This window comes from Mycobacterium colombiense CECT 3035, assembly GCF_002105755.1.
Classification (GTDB): Bacteria; Actinomycetota; Actinomycetes; order Mycobacteriales; family Mycobacteriaceae; genus Mycobacterium; species Mycobacterium colombiense.
Genome location: NZ_CP020821.1, coordinates 2665933 through 2692246 on the forward strand (window position 1 = coordinate 2665933; position 26314 = coordinate 2692246).

Below are 26314 nucleotides of genomic sequence, written 5' to 3' on the forward strand. Positions count from 1 at the left end.
CCGCCGAGTACGGTTTGCTCATGGCTGTACACCTGACGCGCATCTACACCCGAACCGGCGATGACGGCACCACGGGATTGAGTGACTTCTCGCGGGTCTCCAAGAACGACCCGCGGCTGGTGGCGTACGCCGATTGTGACGAAGCCAACTCGGCGATCGGCGTCGCCGTCGCCGTGGGTCAGCCGGACGAGAAGCTCACGGGTGTGTTGCGGCAGATCCAGAACGACTTGTTCGACGCCGGCGCGGATCTGTCGACGCCGGTGGTCGACAACCCCGAGTATCCGCCGCTGCGGGTCACCCAGCCCTACATCGATCGGCTCGAAAAATGGTGTGACACATATAACGAGCCGCTGCCGAAGCTGAATTCGTTTGTGCTGCCCGGTGGTTCGCCATTGTCGGCGTTGCTGCACGTCGCCCGCACCGTGGTACGTCGAGCCGAGCGGTCGGCGTGGGCGGCCATCGACTCCGCGCCCGGGCAGGTCAACGTCCTGCCGGCGAAGTACCTGAACCGCCTGTCGGATCTGCTGTTCATCCTGTCGCGCGTGGCCAACCCCGACGGGGACGTGTTGTGGAAACCCGGCGGCGAGAACGCCGGCACGTAGTGAGCGCGGCGGGCCCGCCCTACAGGCTGCGCCGGCGTGACCGCGGTGACGGACGCGACTCCAGCCAGGACAGGAACGCGGTCAACGCGCCCTTGTCGAAGGCGATCTCGTATCCGGACCTACGATCCTGGGTCGTGTCGCGTAGCTCGATGACGACGATCTCGTCGGTCATGATGTCGAACTCGTCGCCGCGCGGCGCGCGCCGGGACACGATCTCCACGCCCCGCCGGCTCAGCCGCCGATCGGGCCACAGTCGCAGACTGGAAAGCCGGTAGAACGCGGCTTCACCACCGCGGTAACGAATTACGCCGTGCCGCCAGCCGTGCCCACCGACCGCGGGAATGTCTCGCATGATCCCCGCGGTGCCGCCCTGGCGCAGCTTCCAGAGCCGATAGCTCAGCCCGACGACGGCGCTGGCCAGCACGACGACGAGCACGACCATGCCGACCATGGGCGCGCTCATCGGCGGTTAGTCGATCGCGCCGACGGCGCGCAATCTCGCGCGCCCTCTGGCGGCGATACGCGGATCGTCAGACTCAGCGGCCTCTCTGGCGGCGCTCTCGTCGATCTCCGACTCGAACTCTGCGGATTCGGCCAGGATCGTCACCGATTCCTCAGTGACAGAAAGGAATCCACCGTCGACCGCGATACGCAGATCGTCTTCGCCCTCTCGTTCGACGCGCACCATTGCGTCGTCGACCAACTGACCCACCAGCGGGATGTGCCGCGGCATGATGCCGATCTCGCCGACGGTGGTGCGGGTGAACAGAAACGTTGCTTCACCCGACCAGATCTTGCGGTCGACGGCGACTATCTCAACGTTCAATTCAGCCATGCCAAGAGCCTTTCAGAGCCTTTTCGCTCACGCCTCAGGATTCCAGTTTGGCGCCAAAGCCTTCGGCCTTCTTCGCCAGGTCGTCGAGGCCACCGATCAGGAAGAACGCCTGCTCCGGGATGTGGTCGAAATCGCCCTTGGTCAGGCGGTCGAACGCCTCGATGGTCTCCTTCAGCGGCACCGTCGAGCCCGGCTGACCGGTGAACTGCTCGGCCGCCATCATGTTCTGCGACAGGAATCGCTCGATCCGTCGCGCACGCTGGACGAGCTGCTTGTCCTCTTCGGACAGCTCGTCGATACCCAGGATCGCGATGATGTCCTGCAGGTCCTTGTAGCGCTGCAGGATTCGGATGACTTCCTGCGCCACCCGGTAGTGCTCGTCACCCACGACGCTCGGGTCGAGGATGGTCGAGCTCGACGCCAGCGGGTCCACCGCGGGGAAGATGCCCTTGGAGAACACCGAACGCGACAGCTCGGTGGTGGCGTCGAGGTGGGCGAACGTCGTCGCCGGCGCCGGGTCGGTGTAGTCGTCGGCGGGCACGTAGACGGCCTGCATGGACGTAATCGACTTGCCTCGCGTCGAAGTGATGCGCTCCTGCAGCTCGCCCATCTCGTCAGCCAGGGTGGGCTGGTAGCCCACGGCCGACGGCATACGACCGAGCAGGGTCGACACCTCGGATCCGGCCTGGGTGAACCGGAAGATGTTGTCGATGAACAGCAGCACGTCCTGCCCGGCCTCGTCGCGGAACCACTCGGCCATGGTCAGTGCGGACAGAGCCACCCGCATACGGGTGCCGGGCGGCTCGTCCATCTGACCGAAGACCAGCGCGGTGTCCTTGAGCACGTCGGCTTCCTTGAGCTCGACCCACAGGTCGTTGCCCTCGCGGGTGCGCTCACCGACGCCGGCGAAAACCGAAGTGCCACCGAAGTTTCGGGCAATACGGTTGATCATCTCCTGGATCAGCACCGTCTTGCCGACGCCGGCACCGCCGAACAGCGCGATCTTGCCACCACGCACGTACGGGGTGAGCAGGTCGACGACCTTCAGACCCGTCTCGAGCATCTCGGTGCGGGGCTCGAGCTCCTCGAACGGCGGCGGCTTGCGGTGAATCGACCAGTGCTCGAAGTCTTCTCCGTAGCCGGGCTTGTCCAGGCAGTCGCCCAGCGCGTTGAAGACGTGGCCCTTGACCTCCTGGCCGACCGGCACCGAGATCGACTTGCCGCTGTCCGTCACCTCGACGCCGCGCACCAGACCGTCGGTGGGCTGCAGCGAGATGGTGCGCACCAGGTTGTCGCCGAGGTGCTGGGCGACCTCGAGCGTCAGGGTCTTCTTGAGCTCCTCGAACGTGATGTCGGCGTTGAGCGCGTTGAACAGATCCGGCACGGAACCGCGCGGGAACTCGACGTCGACCACCGGGCCGGTGATTCGCACCACGCGGCCGCTGGTCTCGGAGCGTGTGGTCTTTTCGTCAGTAGCAGTCATTTTCTTCTTCCTCGTGTGCTACTTAGCGTCGGCGAGCGCGTTTGCGCCACCGACGATTTCGCTGATCTCTTGGGTGATCTGGGCCTGCCGCTCGCGGTTCGCCATCAGCGTGAGCTCTTTGATCAGGTCATCCGCGTTGTCCGTCGCGGACTTCATCGCCCGCTGCCGCGACGCGAGCTCCGATGCCGCCGATTCGAGTAGCGCCGCGTAAACCCGGGTCGTCACATACCGCGGCAGCAGTGCCTCGAAAAGCGTTGTCGCGTCCGGCTCGAACGAGTACAAGGTGTGCAGTTCGTCGGTCTCCTCGACGTATTCCACGACCAGCGGAGCGATGCGGTGGGCAACCGCGGCCTGCGACATCATCGACTTGAACTCCGAGTAGACGATGTGCAGCTCGTCGACGCCCTGCCCGTCCTGTGACTCGTCGTCCCCCGTGCCGGCCATGAAGGCCTCGACCAAAGTGGACGCGATCTCCGCGGCGTTCTCATATGAGGGTTGCTCGGAGAATCCGGTCCACGATTCCGTGATATCCCAGTTGCGGAACTTGAAGTAGTTCAGCGCCTTTCGGCCCACCGTGTAGACAACCGGCGTCTTGCCCTCCTGCCGCAGCAGGGAGAACAGCTCCTCGGAGCGACGGAAGATGCTCGAGTTGTACGCGCCGCACAGGCCACGGTCCGAGGACACCACCAGGATGCCGGCCCGCTTCGGCTCGTCGCGCTCCACCAGCAGCGGGTGATCCAGCGCGGCTTCCGAGGAGAGCGTGGTGAGCATCGAGGTGATCTGGAATGCGTAGGGCCGTGCGGATTCCAACCGGGCCTGCGCCTTACCGATGCGCGAGGTCGCGATCATCTCCTGGGCCTTGGTGATCTTCTTGATCGACCCTGCCGAACGGATCCGGCCGCGTAGTTCGCGAAGTGTTGCAGCCATTCGTCGCTACTTCTTGTCCTTGCCGGAGGCCTTGGAATCCTGCTTGTCCTTCGGCTTCTCCTTCTTGACCTGCACCGACTCCTTCGCGAGGTCTTCCTCGTCCAGGGCCTCGACGTGTTCGTCGGGCACGACCGATCCCCCGCCGGTGGCCGCGAAGCCCTTCTTGAAGTTGTTGATGATCTCGGTGAGCTGGTTCTCGCCCTCTTCCGAAAGCTTTCCGCTGTCGCGGACGCCGGCCAGGAACTTCTCTTCCGAGGCCCGCATGTGGTCCAGCAGCTCGGTCTCGAAGCGCCGGACGTCCTCGACGGGCACCGAGTCCAGGTGACCGCCGGTGCCCAGGAAGATCGAAACCACCTGCTCCTCAACCGGCATGGGCTGGTACTGCGGCTGCTTGAGCAGCTCGACCAGGCGTTCACCGCGCTCCAGCTGCGCCTTGGACGTCGCGTCCAGGTCCGAGGCGAACGCGGCGAACGACTCCAGCTCGCGGTACTGCGACAAGTCCAACCGCAGCGAGCCCGCGACCTCCTTCATCGCCTTGATCTGCGCGGCACCACCCACGCGGGATACCGACACACCGACGTTGATGGCGGGCCGCACACCCTGGTTGAACAGGTCGGACTCCAGGAAGCACTGCCCGTCGGTGATGGAGATGACGTTGGTCGGGATATAGGCGGAGATGTCGTTGGCCTTGGTCTCGATGATCGGCAGCCCGGTCAGTGACCCACCACCGAGTTCGTCGGACAGCTTCGCGCAGCGCTCCAGCAGCCGCGAGTGCAGGTAGAACACGTCGCCGGGGTAGGCCTCGCGACCCGGCGGGCGACGCAGCAGCAATGAGATCGCCCGGTACGCCTCGGCCTGCTTGCTCAGGTCGTCGAAGACGATCAGCACGTGCTTGCCGTCGTACATCCAGTGCTGGGCGATCGCCGAACCGGTGTACGGCGCAAGCCATTTGAACCCGGCCGAGTCGGATGCCGGCGCCGCGACGATGGTGGTGTAGTCCATCGCGCCGCCCTCTTCCAGCGCGCGCCGGACGGAGGCGATCGTGGTGCCCTTCTGGCCGATGGCCACGTACACGCAGCGCACCTGCTTGCGCTCGTCACCGCTCTCCCAGTTCTCCCGCTGGTTGAGGATGGTGTCGACGCAGACGGCGGTCTTGCCGGTCTTGCGGTCGCCGATGATCAGCTGTCGCTGGCCGCGACCGATCGGGGTCATCGCGTCGATGGCCTTGATACCGGTCTGCAGCGGCTCGCTCACGCTCTGGCGCTGCACCACCGACGGCGCCTGGATTTCCAGCGCGCGGCGGATGTCGGTGTCGATGTCGCCGCGGCCGTCGATCGGCTGGCCGAGCGGGTTGACGACGCGGCCCAGGAAGGCGTCGCCGACGGGGACGGACAAGACTTCGCCGGTGCGCTTGACCTGCTGTCCCTCTTCGATCTTTTCGAAGTCACCCAGGATCACCGCGCCGACGCTGTGCTCGTCGAGGTTCAGGGCAACGCCGAGGACGCCGCCGGGGAACTCGAGCAGCTCCTGGGTCATGACCGAGGGCAAGCCTTCGACGTGCGCGATGCCGTCCCCGGCGTCGACGACGGTACCGACCTCTTCCCTAGCGGTGTCGGACGTAAAAGAGCCTACGTACTCCTCGATGGCGCTCTGGATGTCATCAGCGGAGATTGTCAACTCGGCCATGGCTTTTCGTCTTCCTACTTGATCTTGGTTCGCGTGGGGTTGTGATGAATTGTCAGTCAGGCAATTGAGCCTGGGCAGCGGCAAGTCGAGAAGCGAGCGTCCCGTCGATCACTTCGTCGGCCACGGAGATGAGCAGGCCGCCCAGTAGTTCGGCATCGATCTGCAGCTGCACCGCCACGGTGTGACCGTAGATGCGGCCGAGCACCTCGACGAGACGAGACCGCTGGTCGTCGCTGAGTTCGGCCGCCGCACTGACCTGGGCGACGATCTCGCCGCGACGAGCCACGGCGACTTGTGTCAAGAACTGAACGGCCTCCTCGGCCGGCTGGCCTCGCAGCAGTTCGACCGTCTGGCTCAGCAGCGCAGTCACAATGGGGTTGACCCTGCCGCTTGCGCTGTCAAGCACCTTGCGCAACAACGCGACTCGCCCTTCCACCGGAACGGAGTAGTCGCCCAAGAGGATGGAAAGTCGCGGCTGCGCGTCGAGGATGCGGGAGAACCTGAACAGCTGTTCTTCGACCTCGTCGACTTTGTCCTCACGTTCGGCGACTTCGAGCAACGCCTGCCGCGACACGTGCTCGATACCGTCGATGAGGTCGGAGTTGGCCGACCATCGCTCCGATACCGCCGAGCGCAGCACGTCGAGCGTGGCGTCGCCGACCTTGCCGGAGAGCAGCCGCTCGATCAGCTTCACCCTAGGGGTCGCGTCCTCGGCGGGCACGGTGAGATACCGCGTGACGACGATCTCGCGGTCCAGCATCTGGGCAACCTCTACCAGCTCACTGGAGAGACTTGAAAGCGCTTTGCTGTCAAGGTCATTGGCTATGACGCTGAACTTGTCCGACAGGTTGGCCAGCGCGACGCGACTCGACGAGCGCATCTTGGTCATCAACGGGTACTGGACGTCGGCCGCCGCCGGCGCCATCTCGTCGAGCTCGTCGAGGAACCTGTCGACGGTGGCCGACTGCTGTTTGGCGTCGGCGACGTAGTTGCGCACCAACTCGCCCGCCTGACGCACCGCTTCGTGGCCGAGTTCCAACCGGAGCTGTCGGCTCAGCTGGGTGCGCAAGAGATCGACCTGGCGGCTGCCCTGCAGGCTGATGCGTTCGGACTCGACATCCGCCTGGGCCCGCAACTGCTCGACGATGCGGCCCGCGTCGGTCTGGGCCTCCGCGACGACGCGTTCGCCCTCCGTCTTTGCGTCTTCCACGGCCTTGCTGTGCGCCGTGGTGGACTCGGTCAGCCGATCACTCGCCGTTGCCGCATCTTTCAGCTGCTGGCGCACGGCGTCCTGCCGCGCGGCCATCAGCCGACGCACTGGCGGCACGACGTAACGCACCACCAGGAACACGATGGCCGCAAAGCCCACCAACTGGCCGATGAAAGTCGACATACGTAATTACCGTCCGGATGTCTTGGTTGCGGATGAGGTCGCGGCGGCGGGGGCGACGTCGACGCCGAGGATTCGACTGGCCAACGTCGCCGACATGGACGCCACGTTGGCACGCAGATCCAGTTCCACGGCGTCCCTCTCCCGCTTCAATTGCTCGGATGCCATTTGCAACGTCGACATCACCTGCTGTTCGGCACGGGCGCGCGCGTCTTCGACCACCTTACGACCTTCGGCGCGGGCGTTGTCGCGCAACGACGACGCCTGAACCCGCGCTTCGGTCAGCGCTTCTTCGTAGTCGGCCTTGGCCGCGTCGAACTGCTCGGCCGCCTTCTTGTTGTCGGCAGCCGTCTTGGCGACCATGGCGTCGCGCTCGCGCAACACCCTCATCACCGGCGGCACAACGAATGTGCCGATGACGGCCAGCACGATCAGGAAGATGGCCAGCACGAAGAAGAAGGTGCCGTTCGGAACGAGGAAGTTGTTGCCCTCGGCCACCGCCTGGCTGGATGCCAGAACGCTCAGACTCGCGTCACCCATCGCAGCGGACTAGGTGCCGACGGGCGTGGCGAAGACGAACAGCGCCATGAAGGCCAGGTTGATGAAGTAGGCCGCCTCAACCAGACCGACGGTGATGAAGAACGGCGTAAACAACCGGCCTTGCGCCTCGGGCTGCCGGGCGATGCCGGAAACCAGCGCGTTACCGGCGATACCGTCACCGATACCGGCACCGATCGCGCCGCCGCCCATGATGAGTCCACCGCCGATGAGTGCAGCGGCAGCGACTTGGGGGTCCAGAGCCATTCTTATCCTCCTTGATATCTGGTAGGGGTCTACCAGGTCTCTGTAATGGTGCGTGGGTCAAAACAATTCGTGATCGCCTCAGTCATGGTGATCCTCGATCTCCATGGCCTGACTGAAGTACAAGATGGTCAGAATCGAGAAGATGAAGGCCTGGATCGCCCCGACGAACAGGTCGAAGGCCTTCCAGATCGCGTTCGGCGCCCACATGATGTACGGCGGGAACAGCGCGATCAGTGCCACGAGGATGCCGCCGGCGAAGATGTTGCCGAAGAGTCGCAGAGACAACGAGATCGGCTTGGCGAGCTCTTCGACCAGGTTGATCGGCGCCAGGAAAGCCACGTGGCCTTTGAGGACGGCCAGCGGGTGTCCGACGACGCCGCGGCGCCAGATTCCCGCCACGTGGTAGCAGACGAACACGAAGAGGGCCAGCGCCAGAACGTAATTGATGTCCGCGGCCGCCGACTTCAGCAGCTCGGTGGTGTGCCCCGACTTGTCGGTGTACTGCAGCGGCAGCACCGACAACCAGTTGGAGATCAGGATGAACACGAAGATGGTGACGGCCAGCGGCAACACGAACGGCGCGATCCGCATGCCGACCGCACTCTCGATCTGGTCGCGCATCTGAACCGTGATCGCTTCCCAGAACAGCTGAACGCCGCTGGGCACCCCGGTGGAGGTGATCTTGGCGCGCAGGAAGAAGGCCAGTGCCAGCACGATCACCGCAGCGATCCCGGTCGCCAGGATCGTGTCGGTGTTGACGGTCATACCCAGCCACTTGGCGTGGGTGTGCTCGCCGACCTCGATCGCGGCCTCGGCCAGGAACGTCGTCTCAGGCATCGGTGGGGTTCCTTCCTTCCGTTCCTTCCGATCCTGCGACCGCGCCGCCTTCGGCGGCGTCCGAAGACTCCGCCCAGTCACCGGCGCGCAGCTTCTTCCACACCGGAAGCGCTGTCGAGGCGACGAGTAGGACCTGGAAAATCGCCAAGCCGAACAAGACTCCGAGGCCGGCGGGCCGAAATACGTAGGCGATGATCAGCCCGAGGATGGTCATGAGGGCCAGCCGGGACGCCGAGTTGACCGCCATCGACCGTTTCAGCGGGTGGTCCTTGGCGGTGATCGATTCAACCGAGCGACGCACCAGCACCGCGTTGAGCAAACCCAGGAGAAGCCCGACGCCGAAGAAGACTCCGACCATCGGGTGTCCGGACAGTCCGGCGGCGAGCACCGCCACCGCCGTGATGGCAACGCTGATCACGAAGAGCCGAACCGGACGGAAAGCAACAGAGGGAAACACCAACGGCGCGTCCTGCGCTGGTGTCGTCACTGCAGCACCTCAATCCCAGGTTGATAAACGGGAACCCCCCGACCGACTGATCGGTGGCCCGCCGAGCGTATCGCACGTCACAGTTGAATCACCCAAGGGGTATCTCCCTAGGCCGGTCTTGAACCAGCCCGATCGGATTAGCCTCCGATGGGCCCGTCGCCTGCACGGCTTTTTGGGGTTCTACCAGCACCGTACCACATCGTGGAGCCCACTACTACTCCTCGTCGTAGTACTCGTCCCGACGCCGCAACAGCGGGATCGCCGTCGCGATACCGGCCACCACGATCGCACCCAGCATCACCGCGGCCGTATCACGGGGACGGAAAAAGATCGTGCTGGCGGCGCCGAACGCAACGATCCCCACCCACAGATAGATCAGCAACACCACCCGCCGGTGCGAGTGACCGATCTGCAGCAACCGGTGATGCAGGTGCATCTTGTCGGGGCTGAACGCACTGCGGCCCGCGCGGGTGCGGCGCACGATCGCCAGCAGCAAATCGAGCATCGGCACGAAGATGACCGCGGCCACCAACAGGAAGGGCGACAACAGGACAAACACGTCCCGGGCTCCGTAGGCATTCTGCGAGACCGGGCCCGCCGCCGTCGTCGACGCGGCCGAGAGCATCAGACCGATCAGCATCGAACCGGAGTCGCCCATGAAGATCTTGGCGCGATGGAAGTTGTGCGGCAGAAAGCCCAGACAGGCCCCGGCCAGCACCACCGAGATCACCGCCGGCGGATAGAACAGGACGTCACCGCCGTGGTCACGTAGCAGCCCGACCGAGAACATGCAGATGGCGAGCGCGGTGATCAGCCCGAGCCCGGCCGCCAGGCCGTCGAGCCCGTCGACGAAGTTCATCGCGTTGACGACCGACACGGTCAGCGCGAGGGTCAGCAGGATCGACGACGCCTGGTCGAGCACGATGGTGCCGACGCCGCCGATGGGAATGTAGAGGACGCTCCACGCCACGCCCATCGTGACCAGCACGCTGGCCGCGGTGATCTGACCGGCGAACTTGGTCAGCGCGTCGAGGCCCCAGCGGTCGTCGATGAGGCCGATGCCCATGATGACGGCGCCGGCCACCAGGACCGCGGGCATACCGGTCGAGTAGACGAACCCACGCGTGAGCGCCGGAAGTTGGGACGCCAGAAACACGGCCGTGATGACGCCGAGAAACATCGCCAACCCACCCATCCGGGGGGTCGGCGTCACGTGGACGTCGCGTTCGCGCGGATACGCGACCGCGCCCAGCCGGGTGGCCAGCACCCGCACCGGTCCGGTCGCGAAGTACGTGATGATCGCCGCGGTCAACCCCACCAGCGCCAACTCACGAAGCGGAACGCCGGCGCCGCGGTCGCCCAGCGCGAGCAAACCACCGGCAAGGTTGGTCACGTCGCTGGACATCACCGAGACCGTACTGGACAAACCTGGCACCTCGACAACCGCTCCAGTCAGGCCGGGGCGGTCAGGCTTTCCGGATCGACGGCGAGCACTTCGGCGATCCGCTCCGCGCTGACCGGGCCCGGTCGCAGAATGCGCGGCGCGGCCCCAGTCAGGTCGACGATGGTCGAGGCGGCCCCCTGCTCGGCCGGCCCGCCTCCAGATAGACGTCCACCAGATCGCCGAGCTGGCTGCGCGCCTCGCCGGCATCCACGGCCGCCGGATGGCCGGAGACGTTGGCACTGGACACCGCCAGGGGCCCGACCTCACGCAACAGTTCGATGGCCACCGGATGCAGCGGCATGCGCAGCATCACGGTGCCGCGGGCGTCACCGAGATCCCACTGCAACGACGGCGCCTGGCTGACCACGAGGCTCAACGCGCCCGGCCAGAAGGCGCGGATCAGGTCGCGGGCCCCGTCCGGCATGGTGTAGACGAGCCCCTCGATGGTGTGCCAGGAGCCGACCAGCACCCCCACCGGCATGTCGCGCCCCCGGCCCTTGGCCGACAGCAAGGCGGAGACCGCGGCGCTGTTGAACGCGTCGGCGCCGATGCCGTACACGGTGTCGGTGGGCATCACGACCAGCCGGCCGCCCTTGAGCGCGCCGGCCGCCGCGGCGATTCCGAGTGAGCGCTGACCGGGATCCGCACAGTCGAAGACCTCACTCATGAGCGCCGCACTCCCCCGTGCTCGCTTTCCTGCGGGCCGTCACGAAGCGCGGCCGGCCGGTCAGGTCCGCGCGGGCCTGGACGTCGTCGAACGCTCCCGTGCGCTCGAACAATTTCGCCGTCTGCGCCGAGGTGGTGTCGTCGTGCTCGACGCCGATCAGCCCGTCCGGGCGCAGCCAGCGAGCGGCGAGGCTCACCAGGGGCGCGATCACCGCCAAGCCGTCCGGGCCGCCGAAGACCGCCCGATGCGGATCATGTTGCGTGACTTCGGGATCCAGCACCGCACCGTCGGGAACATATGGCGGATTGGCCACGACCATGTCGACCCGTCCGTCCAGTTCGCCGAGTAGCCCCGGCCGGCACGCCAGCTCCGTGACATCGGCGCGCAGCAGCTCGATCGCGGTGCCCCGCGCGTTGCGGCGCGCATACTCGAGCGCGGCGTCGGAGTTGTCGATCGCGATGATCCGCGCGGCCGGCAGGTGATGGGCCAGCGCCACGGCCAAAGCCCCCGAACCGGTGCACACGTCGACGATTAGGGGCCGGGGTGCAAGTTGTTGCGCGACAGCCCATTCCAGTAGGGCCTCGGTCTCGGGACGGGGTATGAAGACCCCCGGCCCGACGCTCAGCGTCACGGGACCGAACGCCGCGGTCCCCACCAGATGTTGCAACGGCACGCGTTGCGAACGCGCGGCCACTACGTCGCGGTAGCGTCCGAGAAACTCCTCGCCGGGCGAGTCAAGCAGGGTCAGGCGCCCGCGGTCGGTTCCCGCCACATGGGCGGCCAGCTGTTCGGCATCCCAACGCGCGGAATCGATTCCCGCTTTGGCGAGCGTGGCCGCAGCATCGTCGATCGCGCGCCGCACGACGTTCATGCCTGTTGCAGCCGGGACTGCTTGTCAGCGGCGGCCAGGGCGTCGAACAGGGCATCGAGATCGCCGTCGAGGACCTGGTCGAGGTTGTGCGCCTTGAAGTTGATCCGATGGTCCGCGATCCGGTTCTCCGGGAAGTTGTAGGTGCGGATGCGTTCGCTGCGGTCCACGGTGCGAATCTGGCTGGCCCGGTCCGCCGAGGCGTCCGCCAGGGCCTGCTCCTCCGCCAGGGCCTGCAGACGGGCGGCCAGCACCTGCAGCGCGCGGGCCTTGTTCTGCAACTGCGAGCGTTCGTTCTGGCAGGTGACGACGATGCCGGTGGGCAGGTGCGTGATGCGCACCGCGGAGTCGGTGGTGTTGACGCCCTGGCCGCCCTTCCCCGACGAACGATAGACGTCGATGCGCAGGTCCGACTCGTCGATCTGCACCTCACCGACTTCTTCGGGTTCGGGATACACGAGCACGCCGGCGGCCGAAGTATGAACGCGGCCTTGCGATTCCGTTACCGGGACGCGTTGCACCCGGTGCACTCCGCCCTCGAATTTCATCCGCGACCAGACCCCGTCGGCGGTGTCGCCCTTGCTGGCGATGGCCAGCGTCGCATCCTTGTATCCGCCGAGGTCCGAAGTGGTTTCGTCCAGCACCGTGACGGTCCAGCCGTGCCGCTCGGCGTAGCGGATGTACATCCGCGCCAAGTCGGCGGCGAACAACGCCGATTCTTCGCCGCCCTCACCGGATTTCACTTCGAGCACGATGTCGTCGGCGTCGTGTGGGTCGCGCGGCGCCAGCATGTCGGTGAGTTGGGTGTCCAACTCGGCCACCTGGGTTTCCAGATCGGTCACCTCGGCGGCGAAGGACGCGTCGTCGGCGGCCAGCTCTCGCGCCGTTTCCAGATCGTCGCGCGCGGCCACCAGCTTGCGATAGGTACCTACGATCGGGGCCAGCCGGGCGAACCGCCGACCGGCCTTGCGGGCCTCGTCGGGGTTGCTGTGCAATTCCGGATCCGCCAGCCGGCGCTCGAGGTCGGCGTGCTCGGCCAGCAATACATCGATGGTCTGTACCGGCTTGGTCATCGTCACACCTCCTGCCCCGCTTCGCCTGTCAGTACGCCAAACGCAAACCGACGCCCGGCCTGTGCGACGGTGCGCACAGTTCGGGCGTCGGTAACCGAGCTATTTGTCGGCAGCAGCGCCGGCGTTGCGCTTGCCGTACCGCTTCTCGAAGCGGGCCACGCGGCCACCGCTGTCGAGAATCTTCTGCTTGCCGGTGTAGAACGGGTGGCACTGCGAGCAGACCTCGACGACGATGTGTCCGCCGTCCTTGGTGCTGCGCGTCTGGAAGGTGTTGCCACACCCGCAGAGCACCGTGGTCTCCCCGTAGGCGGGGTGAATGTCAGCTTTCATGATGTCCTCTTCGATCGTTTGCCGCCCGCCCCCGTCCAAAATCGGACGGCCGGGCGTGAACTCCGAACCTCAGGCGATTGTCGGATAATCGAGCCCCGATTATGCCAGGTCAACCACCATCATCCCAAACAGCGAGCTGCGCCCGCGCATTCCCGGCTAGTCGTTGTCCATCGCCCCGGGTGTCGTCTTGGACACCTGGACCAGGAACTCGTAGTTGTTCTTCGTCTTGCGCAGCTGCGACATCAGCAGGTCGATGGCCTGATGCGAGTCCAGCCCCGACAGCACGCGGCGCAGCTTGTGCACGATGCCGAACTCGTCCGGCGAGAGCAGCAGCTCGTCCTTGCGGGTACCCGACGGGTTCACGTCGACCGCGGGGAAGACGCGCCGCTCGGAGATCTTGCGATCCAGCTTGAGCTCGGCGTTACCGGTGCCCTTGAATTCCTCGAAGATCACCGTGTCACCGGTGGACCCCGTCTCGACCATCGCGGTGGCGATGATGGTCAGCGACCCGCCTTCCTCGATGTTGCGGGCGGCCCCGAGGAACCGCTTGGGCGGGTACAGCGCGGTGGAGTCGACACCACCGGACAGGATCCGGCCCGACGCGGGCGACGCGTTGTTGTAGGCGCGCCCGAGGCGGGTGATCGAGTCCAGCAGCACGACGACGTCCTTGCCCTGCTCAACCAGCCGCTTGGCCCGCTCGATCGCCAGTTCGGCGACCGAGGTGTGGTCTGACGGCGGCCGGTCGAAGGTCGAGGCGATGACCTCACCCTTGACCGAGCGGGTCATGTCGGTGACCTCCTCGGGGCGCTCGTCGACGAGCACGACCATGAGATGGCATTCCGGATTGTTCCTGGTGATCGCGTTGGCGATGTCTTGCAGGATGGTCGTCTTACCGGCCTTGGGCGGCGACACGATCAGCGCGCGCTGGCCCTTACCGATCGGCATGATCAGGTCGATGACCCGGGTGGTCAGCCGGTCACTGGTGGTTTCCAGGCGAAGGCGCTGGTTGGGGTACAGCGGCGTCAGCTTGGAGAAATCGGGGCGCTTCTTGGCGTCCTCGACCGAGCCGCCGTTGACGCTGTCCAGGCGCACCAAGGGGTTGAACTTCTGCCGCTGGTTGGGCTGTTCGCCTTCCTTGGGCACCCGAACCGCGCCGGTGACCGCGTCACCGCGGCGCAGGCCGTTCTTGCGCACCATGTTCATCGACACGTAGACGTCGTGCGGGCCGGCCAGGTAGCCGGAGGTGCGCACGAAGGCATAATTGTCGAGGACGTCAAGAATGCCGGCTACAGGCTGAACGACGTCGTCCTCGCGCAGCTCGGTATCGCCACCCTCACCGGAGCGCTCGCCCCGGCGGCGGCGGTCGCGGAAGCGGCGTCCCCGCCGGCCCTGACGGCCCTCGCCGTCGTCGTCCTGCTGGTTCGAGCCGCCGCGGTTCTGCTGGCCACCGGAGTTCTGCTCCTGGTCGCCGCCGCCGTCTTGGCCGCGGTCGTCATTCTGGTTGTCTTGCTTGGCCTTCTCGCGGCGGTCGGACTCACCGGGAGCGGCGCCCTCACGGCTGCCCGAGCTCTCGCGGTCGGCCTCGTCGTTGCCGCGTGCGGAGGATCCCGCTTCGCGGGAAGCGCCGCGTCGCTCGCGGCGGGGCGCCTCGGTCGTACCGTTCTGGTCGCCCTTGGCCGCCGGCGCGTCGGCGCTGTTGGTATCGGTCTTGTCGTCGTCTTTGTTGTCCGGCTTGCCGCTGTCCTCAGCGGGCTTGGTGCCATTGGCGGGAGCGCCGTTGGCCTGCCCCCGGACCTCCTTGATCGCGGCGATCAGTTCGTTCTTACGCATACCCGACGTCCCTTTGACGCCAACTTGATTGGCCAGCGCGCGCAGCTCGGGCAGCACCATCGTGGACAGTGATCCAGCCGAGACGTTGGGTTTCGCGTCTGGAGTGTCTGTGGTCACGGCGTTCGAGAGTTGATTGGCGTCAGTGTTTTCGCCAGCCGTGAACAGGTCCGTATCAGTCACGGATTTCCTTTCTTTCCCCCGCTGATCAGGTCATACGGGGGGTTCGTTGCATTCAGGCAAATTGCCGAGTGCGCCCAATCATCGACATTGCAACGGTGATCGCCTGGATCGGCGGAGTAAACGGCGAACCTCGTCCACAAGAAGAATTGGTGTGTCCTAGCGGCAAGGCAGTATGGATGCAGATGCAGATGCTGCGATTGCTGGACGCGTCCGAGGATAGCCCCCATCCTTGCCGGAAGCAAGCAAACCCTCCGGCCAGGCTGTGGATCAACCGGCGACGGTGACTCCGGGATTCCAGCGAACTGGTTCGCCAGCCGCCATCTCGGTGATGGCAAATCCGTTGGCCTCGCCGTATTCCGCCACTTCCCCGGGCAGTTCCGCCGCTGTGGTTAGCGCGATCAGTGAGGGTCCGGCCCCGGAAAGCGTTGCTGCCAGGTTATGACGTCGCAGCAGGCGCAAATATTCCGCCGAGGCCGGCATGGCCGGCGCGCGCTGCGGCTGGTGGAGCACATCTTCGGTGGCGGCCATCAGTAGGTCGGGGCGTTCGGTGAGCGCCACTACCAGCAACGCGGCGCGGCTGACGTTGAAGCGCGCGTCCTCGTGGCTGACCTGCGCGGGCAGCAGCACGCGGGTCTCGGCGGTCAGCGAGCGTTCCTCGGGAATCGCGGAGTACAGGTGGATGTCGGGGTGTAGCCGCAGCGGCACCGCCGCGTACTGCGGACGGTCGCCGGTGCGGCCGACCCATGAGACGACCGCGCCGCCCAACACGGCGGCCGCGGCGTTGTCGGGATGACCCTCGAACTCCGAGGACAGCTGGATCAGTTGGGCTGGGCTGAGTGGCTGCCAATCCGTTTGTGCGACAAGGCCGTTTGCGGCCGCCAGGCCGCCGACCACCGCCGCCGCCGAGGAGCCGAGGCCCCGCGAATGCGGGATGGCGTTGCGGCAGCGCACCACCAGGCCCGGGGCGCGAACCCCCACGGCCCGCAACCCGCACTCCAGCGCGCGCACCACCAGGTGCTCGGGACCCACCGGCAGCTGGCCGGCGCCTTCACCCTCGACCAGCACGACCAGGCCGGAATCGGTTGTCTCGACGATGATTTCGTCGTACAGACTCAGCGCCAGACCGATGCTGTCGAAGCCGGGGCCAAGATTGGCGCTGGACGCCGATACCACGGCGCTGGCCACCAGCCCCGCGGGCAGCATCGGGGTCATCAACAGCCCTTCGCGCTTGCGATCGCCGCGCTTGCGATCGCCACTAGCCCAGTCCCGTGGCGACCCGCTGCGCCCGGCTTCGCCGCGCTTGCGATCGCCACTAGCCCAGTCCCAGCTTTTCCACCACGAGGACAGGGTCGACCGGCAACGGGGTCACGGTCGGCATGTCTCGCAGTGCGGTGTCGGGGTCCTTGAGGCCGTTGCCGGTTACCGTGCACACGACCGTCGACCCGCGGGCCACCCAGCCGTCGTCGACGGCCTTGAGCAGCCCCGCGATGCTGGCCGCCGAGGCGGGTTCGACGAAGACGCCTTCGGACTCGGCGACCAGGTGGTAGGCGGCCAGGATCTCGTCGTCGGTCGCGGCCAGGAAGCGGCCGTTCGACTGCTGCTGCGCGTCAACCGCCGCCGTCCACGATGCCGGCGCGCCGATGCGGATCGCGGTCGCGATGGTCTCCGGGTTCTTGACCGGCGCGCCATGCACCAGGGGCGCAGCACCGGCCGCCTGGGTGCCAAGCATGCGGGGCAACTTCTCGATCAGCCCCTCGTGGTGATACTCGGTGTATCCCTTCCAGTACGCGGTGATGTTTCCCGCGTTGCCGACCGGCAGGGCGTGCACGTCGGGAGCGGTCCCCAGCGCGTCGACGATCTCGAACGCCGCCGTCTTCTGGCCCTCGATGCGCACCGGGTTGACCGAGTTGACCAGCGCGATGGTCGGGAAGTCGGCGGCCATCTTGCGGGCCAGCTCCAGGCAGTCGTCGAAGTTGCCGTCGATCTGGATGATCTTGGCGCCGTGCATGACCGCCTGCGCCAGCTTGCCCATTGCGATCTTGCCCTGCGGGATCAGCACGGCACAGGTGATGCCGGCGCGCGCCGCGTAGGCCGCCGCCGACGCCGAGGTGTTGCCGGTCGACGCGCACAACACCGCCTGCTGGCCGCGAGCGAGCGCATCGGTGACGGCCATCGTCATGCCCCGGTCTTTGAACGACCCGGTGGGGTTGAGGCCCTCGACCTTGAGATGAACGCTGCAGCCGGTCTTTTCCGAGATCCGGCCCGCCGCGATCAGGGGGGTGCCGCCCTCGAGGAGGGTGACCGGCGTCCAGTCGTCGCCCACCGGCAAACGGTCCCGGTACGCCTCGATGAGACCGGGCCACGGCTTGTGGACGGCGGTGCGCGGGGCGCTCATAGGGTGGTCCCTTCCAGTCGCAGCACGCTGGTGACGCTCTGCACGACATCCAAATCGGCCAGCGCGTCCACGGTTTCGGATAGTGCGGCGTCCGTCGCGCTGTGGGTCACGACGACGATGCGGGCCCCGACCCGTCGGCCGCCTTCGTCCGCGACGCCTTCCTGGCGGACCTCCGCGATGCTGACCTCGCGCTTGGCGAACTCGGCCGCCACCGAGGACAGCACCCCCGGCTTGTCGGCGACGTTCATGCTGACGTAGTAACGGGTGGAGATGAAACCCATTGGCGCAATGGGTAGTTGGGCATACTTCGATTCCTTCGGGCCGCGGCTGCCCAGCACCCGGTTGCGCGCGGCCATCACCATGTCACCGGCCACCGCGGAGGCGGTCGGGGCGCCGCCGGCGCCCTGACCGTAGAACATCAGCCGGCCGGACGCCTTGGCCTCCACCACCACCGCGTTGAAGGCGCCGTTGACCGTGGCCAGCGGGTGTGACAGCGGCACGAGTGCCGGATAGACGCGCGCCGAAACTCGTTCCTGGCCATCGGCGGTGATGCGCTCGCAGATGGACAGCAGCTTGATGGTGCAGCCCAGGGCCCGGGCCGATTCGAAGTCGGCCGGGGTCACTTTGGTGATGCCCTCGCGGTAGACGTCGTCGGCGGTCACCCGGGTGTGAAAGGCGATGGACGCCAGGATCGCTGCCTTGGCCGCGGCGTCGTAGCCCTCGACATCGGCGGTGGGGTCGGCCTCGGCATAACCCAGCGCGCCGGCTTCGGCCAGCGCGGTGTCGTAGTCGGCCCCGGTACTGTCCATCGCGGACAGGATGTAGTTGGTGGTGCCGTTGACGATCCCGGCAACCCGCAACACCGTGTCGCCCGCCAGCGACTGGGTCAGCGGGCGGATCACCGGAATGGCGCCCGCGACGGCCGCCTCGAAATACAGGTCGACATGGGCACTTTCGGCGGCCTGCGCCAGCTCGCCGGTGGAGGTGGCCAACAGTGCCTTGTTCGCCGTGACGACGGATTTGCCGTGCTCGAGGGCGCACAGGATGGCCTTGCGGGAGGGTTCCACCGGCCCCATCAGCTCCACGACGATGTCGACGTCGTCGCGGGCGGCGAGCGCCTCGATGTCGTCGGTGAGCAACTCGACGGGGACACCGCGATCCGCCGCGACGCGGCGCACTCCGACGCCGCGCAACACCACGGGTGCGCCGACACGAGCGGCGAGGTCGTCAGCGCTGTCCTCGATGATTCGCACAACTTCGCTGCCGACGTTGCCCAACCCGAGTACCGCTACACCGACCGGCTTTTCGTCACGGGGCACAGTTCACCTCACTTCCAGACTCAATAGATCGTCGACCGTCTCCCGGCGCAGGACCAGACGAGCGCGTCCGTCGCGCACCGCGACGACGGCGGGGCGACAGATCATGTTGTAACGGCTTGACAAGGAATAACAGTAGGCTCCGGTGGCGGCGATCCCGATCAGGTCGCCCGGCCGCAGGTCTCCCGGCACCCAGGTGTCGCGCACCACGATATCGCCGCTCTCGCAATGCTTTCCGACGACACGGGCCAGCTCGGCGGGCGCATCGCTGAGCCGCGAAACCAGCCGGGCGTCGTACTGGGCGTCATAGAGGGCGGTGCGGATGTTGTCGCTCATGCCGCCGTCGACGCTGACGTAGCGCCGGTGCGCGGTGGCGCTCACGTCGACGTCCTTGACGGTGCCCACCTCGTAGAGCGTGATGGTGCCGGGCCCGGCGATGGCCCGCCCCGGCTCGACCACCAGCCGCGGGGTCGGCAGCCCGACGGCCGCCGATTCGTTGCGCACGATCTCGCTCAGCTTGGCGGCCAGTTCGCCCATCGGCGGCGGATCGTCGGCGGCGAGATACGAGATGCCCAGTCCGCCACCCAGATCCACGGTGGAGATCTGCGCGGTCTTCTCGACGCCGAACTGTTCGACGGCCTGGTGCAGCAGCCCGATGACCCGGCGCGCGGCGATCTCGAAACCGGCGACATCGAAGATCTGCGAACCGATGTGACTGTGCAGGCCCACCAGTCGCAGGTGCCGGGTCTCGAACACCTTCCCGACCGCGTCCAGCGCCGCGCCGCTGGCCAACGACAACCCGAACTTCTGGTCCTCGTGCGCGGTGGAGATGAACTCGTGGGTGTGCGCCTCGACACCGACGGTGAGGCGGACGAAGACATCCTGGACGATGCCCGCCTCGCCCGCGATGGCGTCGAGGCGCTCGATCTCGACCAGCGAGTCCAACACGACATGGCCGACACCGGCTTTGACCGCGGCGGTCAGTTCGGCGACCGATTTGTTGTTGCCGTGGAAGGTAATCCGCTCGGGCGGGAAGTTCGCGTGCAGCGCGACGGCCAACTCGCCGCCGGTGCACACGTCGAGGGACAGGCCTTCTTCGTCGATCCAGCGCGCAATCTCGCTGCACAGGAACGCCTTCGCGGCATAGTGCACGTTCTTGCCGCCGCCGAAGGCCGACGCGATCTCACGGCAGCGGGACCGGAAGTCGTCCTCGTCGATGACGAACAGGGGCGTCCCATACTCCTGGGCCAGGTCGGTCACCGCGACGCCCGCGATGCTGGCGACCCCGGCTTCATCGCGAGCGACGTTGCGCGGCCACACATTCGGGGCCAGCAGCAGCAATTCCTCGGGGGATTGCGGCCGCAGCGGGCTTTCGGCGTGACGGGTCTCTTCGGCGTGCCGAGGACCGGCGGGGTGAACGTTCACATTCGCTCCGGAGCAGTCACGCCCAGTATCGCCAGGCCGTTGGCGATCACCTGGCGGGTCGCCTGGCACAGCGCCAGGCGCGCGGTGTGCAGGTCGGTCGGTTGCTCGTCGCCCTGCGGCAACACCCGGCACGCGTCGTAGAACCGGTGGTAGTCGCCGGCGAGGTCTTCCAGGTACCGGCAGACCCGGTGGGGTTCACGCAGCGTCGCCGCCGTGTCCAGCACCCGCGGGAATTCGCCGAGGGTGCGCAGCAGCGTCCCCTCCTTGTCGTGGCTTAGCAGCTCGAGGTGCCCAGTGTCGGGGATCAGGCCCAACTCGGCGGCGTTGCGGGCCAGCGCCGAGAGCCGGGCGTGCGCGTATTGCACGTAGTAGACCGGGTTTTCGTTCGAGGCGGAGGACCACAGCGCGAGATCGATGTCGATGGGGGTGTCCACCGAGGAGCGGATCAGGCTGTAACGGGCGGCGTCCACGCCGATGGCCTCGACGAGGTCGTCCAGCGTGATCACCGTTCCGGCCCGCTTGCTCATCCGGACCGGCTGGCCGTCGCGAACCAGGTTGACCATCTGCCCGATGAGCACCTCGACGGTGGCCGGGTCGTCGCCGAACGCCGCCGCCACGGCCTTGAGCCGCGCGATGTAGCCGTGGTGGTCGGCCCCCAACATGTAGATGGCCAGGTCGAAGCCGCGCTGCCGCTTGTCCAGGTAGTACGCGATGTCACCGGCGATGTAGGCCGGCTTGCCGTCGCTCTTGATGACGACGCGGTCCTTATCGTCGCCAAAAGCGCTGGTGCGCAACCACGTTGCGCCGTCCTTCTCGTAGATGTTGCCCGTCTCGCGCAGCCTGCCGATGGCTTCCTCGACCAGGCCCTTGGTGTGCATCGAGTCTTCGTGGGTGTAGACGTCGAAATCGGTGCCGAACTCGTGCAAAGACTCCTTGATGTGGGTGAACATCAGGTCGACGCCGATTGCGCGGAAGGTCTCGAGCATGTCGGCCTCGGGCAGGCTCAGCGCGTCGGGGGCCTTCTGCAACACCTGAGCGGCGATGTCGTTGATGTAGGCGCCGGCGTAGCCGTCCTCCGGGGTGGGCTCGCCCTTGGCCGCGGCGACCAGTGAGCTGGCGAACCGATCGATCTGGGCGCCGTGGTCGTTGAAGTAGTATTCGCGCACCACAGTGGCGCCCTGGGTGGACAGCAGCCGCCCGAGCGCGTCGCCGACGGCGGCCCAGCGGGTGCCGCCGATGTGGATCGGTCCGGTCGGGTTGGCCGATACGAATTCCAGGTTGATGTTGCAGCCCGCCAGGGCGTCGGAGTGTCCGAAGCGGTCGCCGGCGTTGATAACGTTGTTGACGACCACGGCTTGCGCCGACGCCTCGAGGCGCAGGTTGATGAAGCCGGGCCCCGCCACCTCCGCGGACGCGATGCCGTCGGCCTGAGCGAGCGCCTCGGCGAGCCATCCGGCCAGCTCACGCGGGTTGGCGCCGACCTTCTTGCCCAGCTGCAGCGCCAGGTTGCTGGCGTAATCGCCGTGCTCGGGATTGCGCGGGCGCTCCACGATGACCGTCTGCGGCAGCGCGGCAGCATCCAGCCCGCGCTCGGCCAACACCGCGGCAGCGGTGGTCTTGAGCAGCTCAGCCAGGTCAGCGGGGGTCACGAGCGTCCATCCTATTGGCTGGGGTGCCCGCGCCCCGAATCCATTGCGGTGACGGGGCGGCCGCCGCGATGCGTTAGTCTGTCCGTGCTTGTTCGAAAGCCCCACGGCGCAACAGGTAAGTCGGTGCGCCCCCGTAGCTCAGGGGATAGAGCGTCTGCCTCCGGAGCAGAAGGCCGCAGGTTCGAATCCTGCCGGGGGCACCAGCATTCACGCAGTTCAGAGACATTTTCCTGGCGATCGTCGGCCACCGCGACGATGACATGCCGACTGCTCGCAGCAGGCCGTAGACGGCTGCCGCAGGCACGCCGTATTCGTGCTTGCGAGAGTGAACGGGCGATTGCGCGCTAGTTGTGCGCGTGCGCCGGTTCGGTCAGGTCGACGACCTTCGCGGCGGGAGCACTCGTCTTGACCGACTCAATGCCCTTGTAGGCACTTTCCTTCATCTCATAGCCCTGGCTTTGGGCGACGATCTCGCCGTTGGCCGCCTTGAGGTGGAACCGAAACTTGCCGGCTTTGTCCTTGCTGATCTCGAACTTGGCTGCCATTGCAGTTCTCCTTGTTCGCTTCTCCGAACAGCAAGAACGCTACGCCGCGCGAGGGCGCCCGAGAAGGGACTGCTCACCTCAGGTGCGTGCCAGCACGAACGCCTCGATGTGTCGATCTTTCGCCCGCACTTCGTACTTCCGCCAGCCGGGATACAGGGCGACGCCTTTGGCCCAGAGCTCGTCGCGCTCGTCTGGCGTTGCGAGCCGCGCGGTGGCATTCCAGGTGTCGCGGCCGATGGTGACCGTCGCTTCCGGGTTGGCCTTGAGGTTGTGGTACCAGGCCGGATGCTTGGTGCCGCCGAAATTGGACGCGATCAGGCCCAGGCCGTCCGGGTGCGGAATGCCGTACACGGCGACGGTGCGGCGTGCGCCGGATTTGGCGCCGGTGGTGGTGAGCATGACGGCGGGAATCCCGGTCACCAGCCCGGCGAAGCTGCTCCTGCCGCCCGTGGCCTTGGTGATCAGGCGGTCGAGGTGATGGGCGGTCGGCCGAAGAAGCGCCACACCGACGGTCGTGGACCCGAAGCGCCGCATCGCCCGGTGAAAAGCATTCGCATCGTCGAACGACTGCTCGGGCATGGTGTCATTCTGGTCCGCTCGCCCGCGCCGGACAAGCAATTGAAAAACCCGCCCCACGGGTCACAAACAGCATTAAGCTGCTGGTCGTGCGCGTGAAGGGGTTCGCCAAGGGCGGCGGACGATGGCTGGCGATCGCGGCGTCGCTCGTCGTCTCCGCGGCCATGATCCACGCGCAGGGCACCAAGACACGGTGCTGCGTCGAGACGCCCGCGGCGGCTCCCAGCACCAGCGCCAGCGCGACCGCCGCGCCGCCGCCCGCCAGCGCGCCGCGCACGGCCACTCCGGCCGAGATCGAGTCGTTGACGAGGTTGGCACCGCCCGCCCCGTCCGCCGGCCAGCAATTCCAGCTCGCACTGCCGCACAGCGTGGGATCCGAGGAGCGGTTGCAGGTCAAGACCATCTGGGCGGCCCGCGTCATCACCGTGCTCTTCCCCCAGATCAAGACCATCTACGGGTACCGCGAGGACCCGCTGCCGTGGCATCCCAACGGGCTGGCGATCGACGTGATGATCCCGAACTACCACTCCCCCGAAGGCATCGAGCTCGGCAACCAGATCGCCGGCTACGCCTTGGCGAACGCGAAGCGATGGGGCATCAATCACGTCATCTGGCGGCAGAAGATCTACCCGGGCGTCGGTGGCGGCAACTGGATGGCGGACCTGGGCTCAGAGACCGCCGACCATTACGACCATGTGCACATCGCCACCGGCGGGGGTGGCTACCCGACCGGGCACGAAACCTATTACATCGCCTCGATGACCGCCGCACCGCCGGACTGATCCGTAAGTCATTACCCGGCAACAGGATTGGGCACCGCCCCCAGACGCATCACGGGCGAGGCCGGCGGGTCGGCGCGTCCGATCGGCCCACGCCACCGCCTTCCGGTGTGGTTGCCACGGTAATTGCCGTTGATTGCTGACGCAGGACATAGTTGCCCACTGACGGTTTGCCAGCTTTTGCTGTTCGCCGCGCAATCCCGCACCGCGCGCCGCATAATGAGCCCGTTGTCCCCATCACCGAGAGAAGGAGCCGAGCGTGAAGGCTGTTTGCGGGTTGCGCATGTTATGTATTCCGGCCGTGGTTGCTGCCGCGTTAACGGTAGGTAGCGGGGTAGCCGCCGCCGACGACGACGGCTACCTGGGTCAACTGAAGAAGATCGGCGTGGTGTGGCAGCCGGGCGGCGAAGGCACGCTGATCTCGCTGGGCCACGCCATCTGCTCGGATCGCGCCGCGGGCAAGACTCCGGACGAGTTGGCCACCGATGTTCACTCCGGATTGAGCAGTTCGTTCAACTACGGGGACGCGACGGCGATCGTCAGCGCGGCGGAATCGAACTACTGCCCCTAACCACTCCTGAGGCGTCGTCGTGACGGCGTCTGCGTCATGCCGGCCCGGCGGCGAACGCCGCCACCGGCATTTCGACGCTCCCCTTGCACGGACCGCTGCTGATGTCGGTGTGCCAGGTCCCACGCAGCGAACCGTCGGGCTGCGGTGCGTAGAAGGCCCACGACCTCGCCGGGGCCCAGACCTTCGAAACGCCCTCGCCCATATAGCAATCCCATTGGAAGTCGAAGCGCTCCACCCACCTGGCGCCGTCCCAGGTGTAGTGCGAAGGCTGGGGCAGCGTCGGGTTCTTCGGCGTGGGGCCGTTGGTGGCGGTGGCCACGCACGTGCCCGACGAGCATGCGGTGGTGAACATGTAGTCCGCGCTGAAGGTCGGTTCGGCTTGGGTGGCGGCGACGCTGGTGCCGGTCTTGCTGACCGCATACCTCACCAGTGAGTATTTGCCGTTCCACGACGGTGCCAGTGCATGCGCACCGATGCCGGGCGTACCGACGATCGACGCGGCGACGGCAGCGAGCACCGCACCTACCCGAAACCTCGGCCGCATTGCGTCCATCCTGGCCGTTCGATGACGCAGCGTGGTCTCGGCGCGGACACAATCACGGTGCCGTCACACGGTTCATTGCGCCCGCAGTAGGAACAGCCCATAGGCGGCGATCGACTGCGCGTCGGCGATCACTCCCCCGGAAATCATCCGCTCGACCTCCGCACGGGAAAACCAGGCACTCCGCATGTCCTGTTCCTCGTGCTCGCGGTCGGCTTCTCCCTCGGCGATACCGGTGGCCAGAAACACCCAGCCCCGCTGACTGGTCATTCCCGGAGCGACGTCGAGCTGGCCGAGGGCCTCGAACGACGTTGCGCGCAACCCGGTTTCCTCACGCAACTCGCGCTCGGCCAGCTCGGCCGGTTCGGCGTCAACCAGGTCGGGGGCGGTGCCTTGCGGAAACTCCCAGCGTCGCTCGCCGAGCGGATAGCGATACTGCTCGACCAACCGGAACCGTCGCCCGTCATACGGCATCACCAGCGCATAGGCCGGCTTGTCGACGACGCTGTAGATGCCCTCGCTGCCGTCTGGGCGGCGGATGTCATCCTCGCGCAGCACCATCCACGGGTTTCGGTAGACCTCGCGGGTCGCGAGGCGTTCGATGAAAGTCACGACGCCAGTATTGCCCTCAATACCGCAACTCGGGCGGTGGCGACGACGAGGGGTAGCGTCCGAGGCTATGCCGTCCCCTGAAGCCATCACCGAGACCGTCAATCGCTACCTCGCGCTTGTCGCGACCGGCACCGCCGACGACATCGTCACCCTCTACGCCGCCGACGCCACGATCGAGGATCCGATTGGATCCGACATTCGCCGCGGCCATGACGCCATCCGCGCGTTCTATGCGGGTTTTCAAGACGCCCAGAAGGACACCGAACTCGCCGAAATACGGATCGGCGGCAGCGAAGCCGCCTTCTACTGGCACCTGACGCTCGACGCCGGCGACAGCCGCACCCGAATCTCGCCGATCTCGACGATGTCGTTCGACGGGGACGCCAAGATCACGTCGATGAGGGCGTTCTGGTCGCCCGCCGACGTCCGCGTCCTGTAGATCCGCCAATCCTGTTGGCAGCG

Annotated in this window: 27 protein-coding genes, 1 tRNA gene and 2 pseudogenes; 5 read left to right on the forward strand and 25 right to left on the reverse strand. The window is 66.6% G+C overall.

Features of this window, described 5'->3' with window-relative positions; genetic code table 11:
- The first annotated feature begins 20 nt into the window (after positions 1–20).
- Positions 21–602 (forward strand): cob(I)yrinic acid a,c-diamide adenosyltransferase, encoded by a 582-nt coding sequence (locus B9D87_RS12175; protein ID WP_007773897.1) that lies wholly within the window; start codon positions 21–23, stop codon positions 600–602.
- 19 nt (positions 603–621) lie between these two features.
- Here B9D87_RS12175 and B9D87_RS12180 read toward each other — a convergent pair whose 3' ends face one another.
- From B9D87_RS12180 to argS, 21 genes and pseudogenes are all read right to left on the reverse strand, one after another.
- Positions 622–1065 (reverse strand): DUF2550 domain-containing protein, encoded by a 444-nt coding sequence (locus B9D87_RS12180; protein ID WP_040631187.1) that lies wholly within the window; start codon positions 1063–1065, stop codon positions 622–624.
- 6 nt (positions 1066–1071) lie between these two features.
- Positions 1072–1437, reverse strand: a complete 366-nt coding sequence (locus B9D87_RS12185; protein ID WP_007773895.1) for a F0F1 ATP synthase subunit epsilon — start codon at positions 1435–1437, stop codon at positions 1072–1074.
- 34 nt (positions 1438–1471) lie between these two features.
- Complete coding sequence (gene atpD, locus B9D87_RS12190) at positions 1472–2920, reverse strand: F0F1 ATP synthase subunit beta (protein WP_007773894.1); 1449 nt, start codon at positions 2918–2920, stop codon at positions 1472–1474.
- An 18-nt stretch (positions 2921–2938) separates the two neighbouring features.
- On the reverse strand, positions 2939–3847 hold the full coding sequence (locus tag B9D87_RS12195; protein WP_007773893.1) for a F0F1 ATP synthase subunit gamma: 909 nt from the start codon (positions 3845–3847) through the stop codon (positions 2939–2941).
- Between the two features lie 6 nt (positions 3848–3853).
- A complete protein-coding gene (atpA, locus tag B9D87_RS12200; RefSeq protein WP_007773892.1) occupies positions 3854–5533 on the reverse strand; it encodes a F0F1 ATP synthase subunit alpha in 1680 nt (559 codons plus the stop codon).
- A gap of 52 nt (positions 5534–5585) precedes the next feature.
- Entirely contained in the window at positions 5586–6926 is a 1341-nt protein-coding gene (locus B9D87_RS12205) for a F0F1 ATP synthase subunit B/delta (protein ID WP_007773891.1), read from the reverse strand.
- Positions 6927–6932: 6 nt separating this feature from the next.
- Entirely contained in the window at positions 6933–7463 is a 531-nt protein-coding gene (locus tag B9D87_RS12210) for a F0F1 ATP synthase subunit B (protein WP_007773890.1), read from the reverse strand.
- 9 nt (positions 7464–7472) lie between these two features.
- The gene (locus B9D87_RS12215) at positions 7473–7721 is read right to left on the reverse strand and encodes a F0F1 ATP synthase subunit C (protein ID WP_024636915.1); all 249 of its coding nucleotides are present in this window, start codon (positions 7719–7721) and stop codon (positions 7473–7475) included.
- An 84-nt stretch (positions 7722–7805) separates the two neighbouring features.
- Positions 7806–8564, reverse strand: coding sequence for a F0F1 ATP synthase subunit A (gene atpB, locus B9D87_RS12220; RefSeq protein ID WP_007773884.1), 759 nt, complete (start codon positions 8562–8564; stop codon positions 7806–7808).
- Entirely contained in the window at positions 8557–9051 is a 495-nt protein-coding gene (locus tag B9D87_RS12225; RefSeq protein ID WP_007773881.1) for an ATP synthase subunit I, read from the reverse strand. Before B9D87_RS12225 ends, atpB begins: the two co-directional genes overlap by 8 nt.
- A 214-nt stretch (positions 9052–9265) precedes the next feature.
- Positions 9266–10475, reverse strand: a pseudogene (locus B9D87_RS12230) (glycosyltransferase family 4 protein); the annotation flags it as partial.
- 28 nt (positions 10476–10503) lie between these two features.
- A pseudogene (locus B9D87_RS12235) lies at positions 10504–11162 on the reverse strand (L-threonylcarbamoyladenylate synthase).
- Positions 11155–12033 carry a peptide chain release factor N(5)-glutamine methyltransferase gene (gene prmC / locus B9D87_RS12240; RefSeq protein ID WP_007773877.1) on the reverse strand — a complete coding sequence of 293 codons (879 nt, stop codon included), beginning with the start codon at positions 12031–12033 and terminating at the stop codon, positions 11155–11157. Before prmC ends, B9D87_RS12235 begins: the two are co-directional and overlap by 8 nt.
- Positions 12030–13103: a peptide chain release factor 1 gene (gene prfA / locus B9D87_RS12245; protein ID WP_007773876.1), complete on the reverse strand. Its 1074-nt coding sequence runs from the start codon at positions 13101–13103 to the stop codon at positions 12030–12032. Before prfA ends, prmC begins: the two co-directional genes overlap by 4 nt.
- Before the next feature lie 99 nt (positions 13104–13202).
- Positions 13203–13433: a 50S ribosomal protein L31 gene (rpmE, locus tag B9D87_RS12250; RefSeq protein ID WP_007773875.1), complete on the reverse strand. Its 231-nt coding sequence runs from the start codon at positions 13431–13433 to the stop codon at positions 13203–13205.
- Between the two features lie 156 nt (positions 13434–13589).
- Complete coding sequence (rho, locus tag B9D87_RS12255) at positions 13590–15443, reverse strand: transcription termination factor Rho (protein ID WP_007773874.1); 1854 nt, start codon at positions 15441–15443, stop codon at positions 13590–13592.
- Positions 15444–15710: 267 nt separating this feature from the next.
- A complete protein-coding gene (gene thrB / locus B9D87_RS12265; RefSeq protein WP_415623594.1) occupies positions 15711–16655 on the reverse strand; it encodes a homoserine kinase in 945 nt (314 codons plus the stop codon).
- 100 nt (positions 16656–16755) lie between these two features.
- Positions 16756–17838, reverse strand: coding sequence for a threonine synthase (gene thrC, locus B9D87_RS12270; protein ID WP_007773872.1), 1083 nt, complete (start codon positions 17836–17838; stop codon positions 16756–16758).
- Positions 17835–19157: a homoserine dehydrogenase gene (locus B9D87_RS12275; RefSeq protein ID WP_007773871.1), complete on the reverse strand. Its 1323-nt coding sequence runs from the start codon at positions 19155–19157 to the stop codon at positions 17835–17837. Before B9D87_RS12275 ends, thrC begins: the two co-directional genes overlap by 4 nt.
- A 3-nt stretch (positions 19158–19160) precedes the next feature.
- The gene (gene lysA / locus B9D87_RS12280) at positions 19161–20519 is read right to left on the reverse strand and encodes a diaminopimelate decarboxylase (protein WP_174320955.1); all 1359 of its coding nucleotides are present in this window, start codon (positions 20517–20519) and stop codon (positions 19161–19163) included.
- Between the two features lie 56 nt (positions 20520–20575).
- Positions 20576–22228: an arginine--tRNA ligase gene (gene argS / locus B9D87_RS12285; protein WP_007773869.1), complete on the reverse strand. Its 1653-nt coding sequence runs from the start codon at positions 22226–22228 to the stop codon at positions 20576–20578.
- Between the two features lie 127 nt (positions 22229–22355).
- On the opposite strand from argS, the gene B9D87_RS12290 reads away from it, so the two are divergent.
- Positions 22356–22431, forward strand: a tRNA-Arg gene (locus B9D87_RS12290).
- Between the two features lie 141 nt (positions 22432–22572).
- Here B9D87_RS12290 and B9D87_RS12295 read toward each other — a convergent pair.
- Both B9D87_RS12295 and B9D87_RS12300 read right to left on the reverse strand, forming a co-directional pair.
- On the reverse strand, positions 22573–22773 hold the full coding sequence (locus B9D87_RS12295; protein WP_007773867.1) for a YegP family protein: 201 nt from the start codon (positions 22771–22773) through the stop codon (positions 22573–22575).
- A 78-nt stretch (positions 22774–22851) separates the two neighbouring features.
- Complete coding sequence (locus tag B9D87_RS12300; RefSeq protein WP_007773862.1) at positions 22852–23352, reverse strand: nitroreductase family deazaflavin-dependent oxidoreductase; 501 nt, start codon at positions 23350–23352, stop codon at positions 22852–22854.
- Positions 23353–23438: 86 nt separating this feature from the next.
- Here B9D87_RS12300 and B9D87_RS12305 point away from each other — a divergent pair, with 86 nt between their 5' ends.
- Both B9D87_RS12305 and B9D87_RS12310 read left to right on the forward strand, forming a co-directional pair.
- Positions 23439–24131, forward strand: a complete 693-nt coding sequence (locus tag B9D87_RS12305) for a VldE C-terminal domain-containing protein (RefSeq protein ID WP_007773859.1) — start codon at positions 23439–23441, stop codon at positions 24129–24131.
- Positions 24132–24411: 280 nt separating this feature from the next.
- Positions 24412–24699: a DUF732 domain-containing protein gene (locus B9D87_RS12310; protein ID WP_040631183.1), complete on the forward strand. Its 288-nt coding sequence runs from the start codon at positions 24412–24414 to the stop codon at positions 24697–24699.
- Between the two features lie 34 nt (positions 24700–24733).
- Here the strand turns inward: B9D87_RS12310 and B9D87_RS12315 are convergent, their stop codons facing one another.
- Complete coding sequence (locus B9D87_RS12315; RefSeq protein ID WP_040631181.1) at positions 24734–25243, reverse strand: Rv2253 family sensor-like surface protein; 510 nt, start codon at positions 25241–25243, stop codon at positions 24734–24736.
- Positions 25244–25315: 72 nt separating this feature from the next.
- On the reverse strand, positions 25316–25801 hold the full coding sequence (locus tag B9D87_RS12320) for an NUDIX domain-containing protein (protein ID WP_238553476.1): 486 nt from the start codon (positions 25799–25801) through the stop codon (positions 25316–25318).
- A 118-nt stretch (positions 25802–25919) separates the two neighbouring features.
- On the opposite strand from B9D87_RS12320, the gene B9D87_RS12325 reads away from it, so the two are divergent.
- Positions 25920–26291 (forward strand): nuclear transport factor 2 family protein, encoded by a 372-nt coding sequence (locus B9D87_RS12325; RefSeq protein WP_007773853.1) that lies wholly within the window; start codon positions 25920–25922, stop codon positions 26289–26291.
- Positions 26292–26314: the final 23 nt, after the last annotated feature.

Bases quoted from the DNA above. Each gene is read 5' to 3' on its own strand.
- thrB (WP_415623594.1), bottom strand. From the start codon at position 16,655: ATGACCCCGATGCTGCCCGCGGGGCTGGTGGCCAGCGCCGTGGTATCG.
- B9D87_RS12310 (WP_040631183.1), top strand. From the start codon at position 24,412: ATGTTATGTATTCCGGCCGTGGTTGCTGCCGCGTTAACGGTAGGTAGC.
- B9D87_RS12180 (WP_040631187.1), bottom strand. From the start codon at position 1,065: ATGAGCGCGCCCATGGTCGGCATGGTCGTGCTCGTCGTCGTGCTGGCC.
- B9D87_RS12295 (WP_007773867.1), bottom strand. From the start codon at position 22,773: ATGGCAGCCAAGTTCGAGATCAGCAAGGACAAAGCCGGCAAGTTTCGG.
- B9D87_RS12205 (WP_007773891.1), bottom strand. From the start codon at position 6,926: ATGTCGACTTTCATCGGCCAGTTGGTGGGCTTTGCGGCCATCGTGTTC.
- prfA (WP_007773876.1), bottom strand. From the start codon at position 13,103: ATGACCAAGCCGGTACAGACCATCGATGTATTGCTGGCCGAGCACGCC.
- prmC (WP_007773877.1), bottom strand. From the start codon at position 12,033: ATGAACGTCGTGCGGCGCGCGATCGACGATGCTGCGGCCACGCTCGCC.
- B9D87_RS12195 (WP_007773893.1), bottom strand. From the start codon at position 3,847: ATGGCTGCAACACTTCGCGAACTACGCGGCCGGATCCGTTCGGCAGGG.
- B9D87_RS12300 (WP_007773862.1), bottom strand. From the start codon at position 23,352: ATGCCCGAGCAGTCGTTCGACGATGCGAATGCTTTTCACCGGGCGATG.
- atpA (WP_007773892.1), bottom strand. From the start codon at position 5,533: ATGGCCGAGTTGACAATCTCCGCTGATGACATCCAGAGCGCCATCGAG.
- thrC (WP_007773872.1), bottom strand. From the start codon at position 17,838: ATGAGCGCCCCGCGCACCGCCGTCCACAAGCCGTGGCCCGGTCTCATC.
- rpmE (WP_007773875.1), bottom strand. From the start codon at position 13,433: ATGAAAGCTGACATTCACCCCGCCTACGGGGAGACCACGGTGCTCTGC.
- B9D87_RS12320 (WP_238553476.1), bottom strand. From the start codon at position 25,801: ATGGTGCTGCGCGAGGATGACATCCGCCGCCCAGACGGCAGCGAGGGC.
- atpD (WP_007773894.1), bottom strand. From the start codon at position 2,920: ATGACTGCTACTGACGAAAAGACCACACGCTCCGAGACCAGCGGCCGC.
- B9D87_RS12315 (WP_040631181.1), bottom strand. From the start codon at position 25,243: ATGCGGCCGAGGTTTCGGGTAGGTGCGGTGCTCGCTGCCGTCGCCGCG.
- B9D87_RS12325 (WP_007773853.1), top strand. From the start codon at position 25,920: ATGCCGTCCCCTGAAGCCATCACCGAGACCGTCAATCGCTACCTCGCG.
- B9D87_RS12185 (WP_007773895.1), bottom strand. From the start codon at position 1,437: ATGGCTGAATTGAACGTTGAGATAGTCGCCGTCGACCGCAAGATCTGG.
- B9D87_RS12210 (WP_007773890.1), bottom strand. From the start codon at position 7,463: ATGGGTGACGCGAGTCTGAGCGTTCTGGCATCCAGCCAGGCGGTGGCC.
- atpB (WP_007773884.1), bottom strand. From the start codon at position 8,564: ATGCCTGAGACGACGTTCCTGGCCGAGGCCGCGATCGAGGTCGGCGAG.
- B9D87_RS12175 (WP_007773897.1), top strand. From the start codon at position 21: ATGGCTGTACACCTGACGCGCATCTACACCCGAACCGGCGATGACGGC.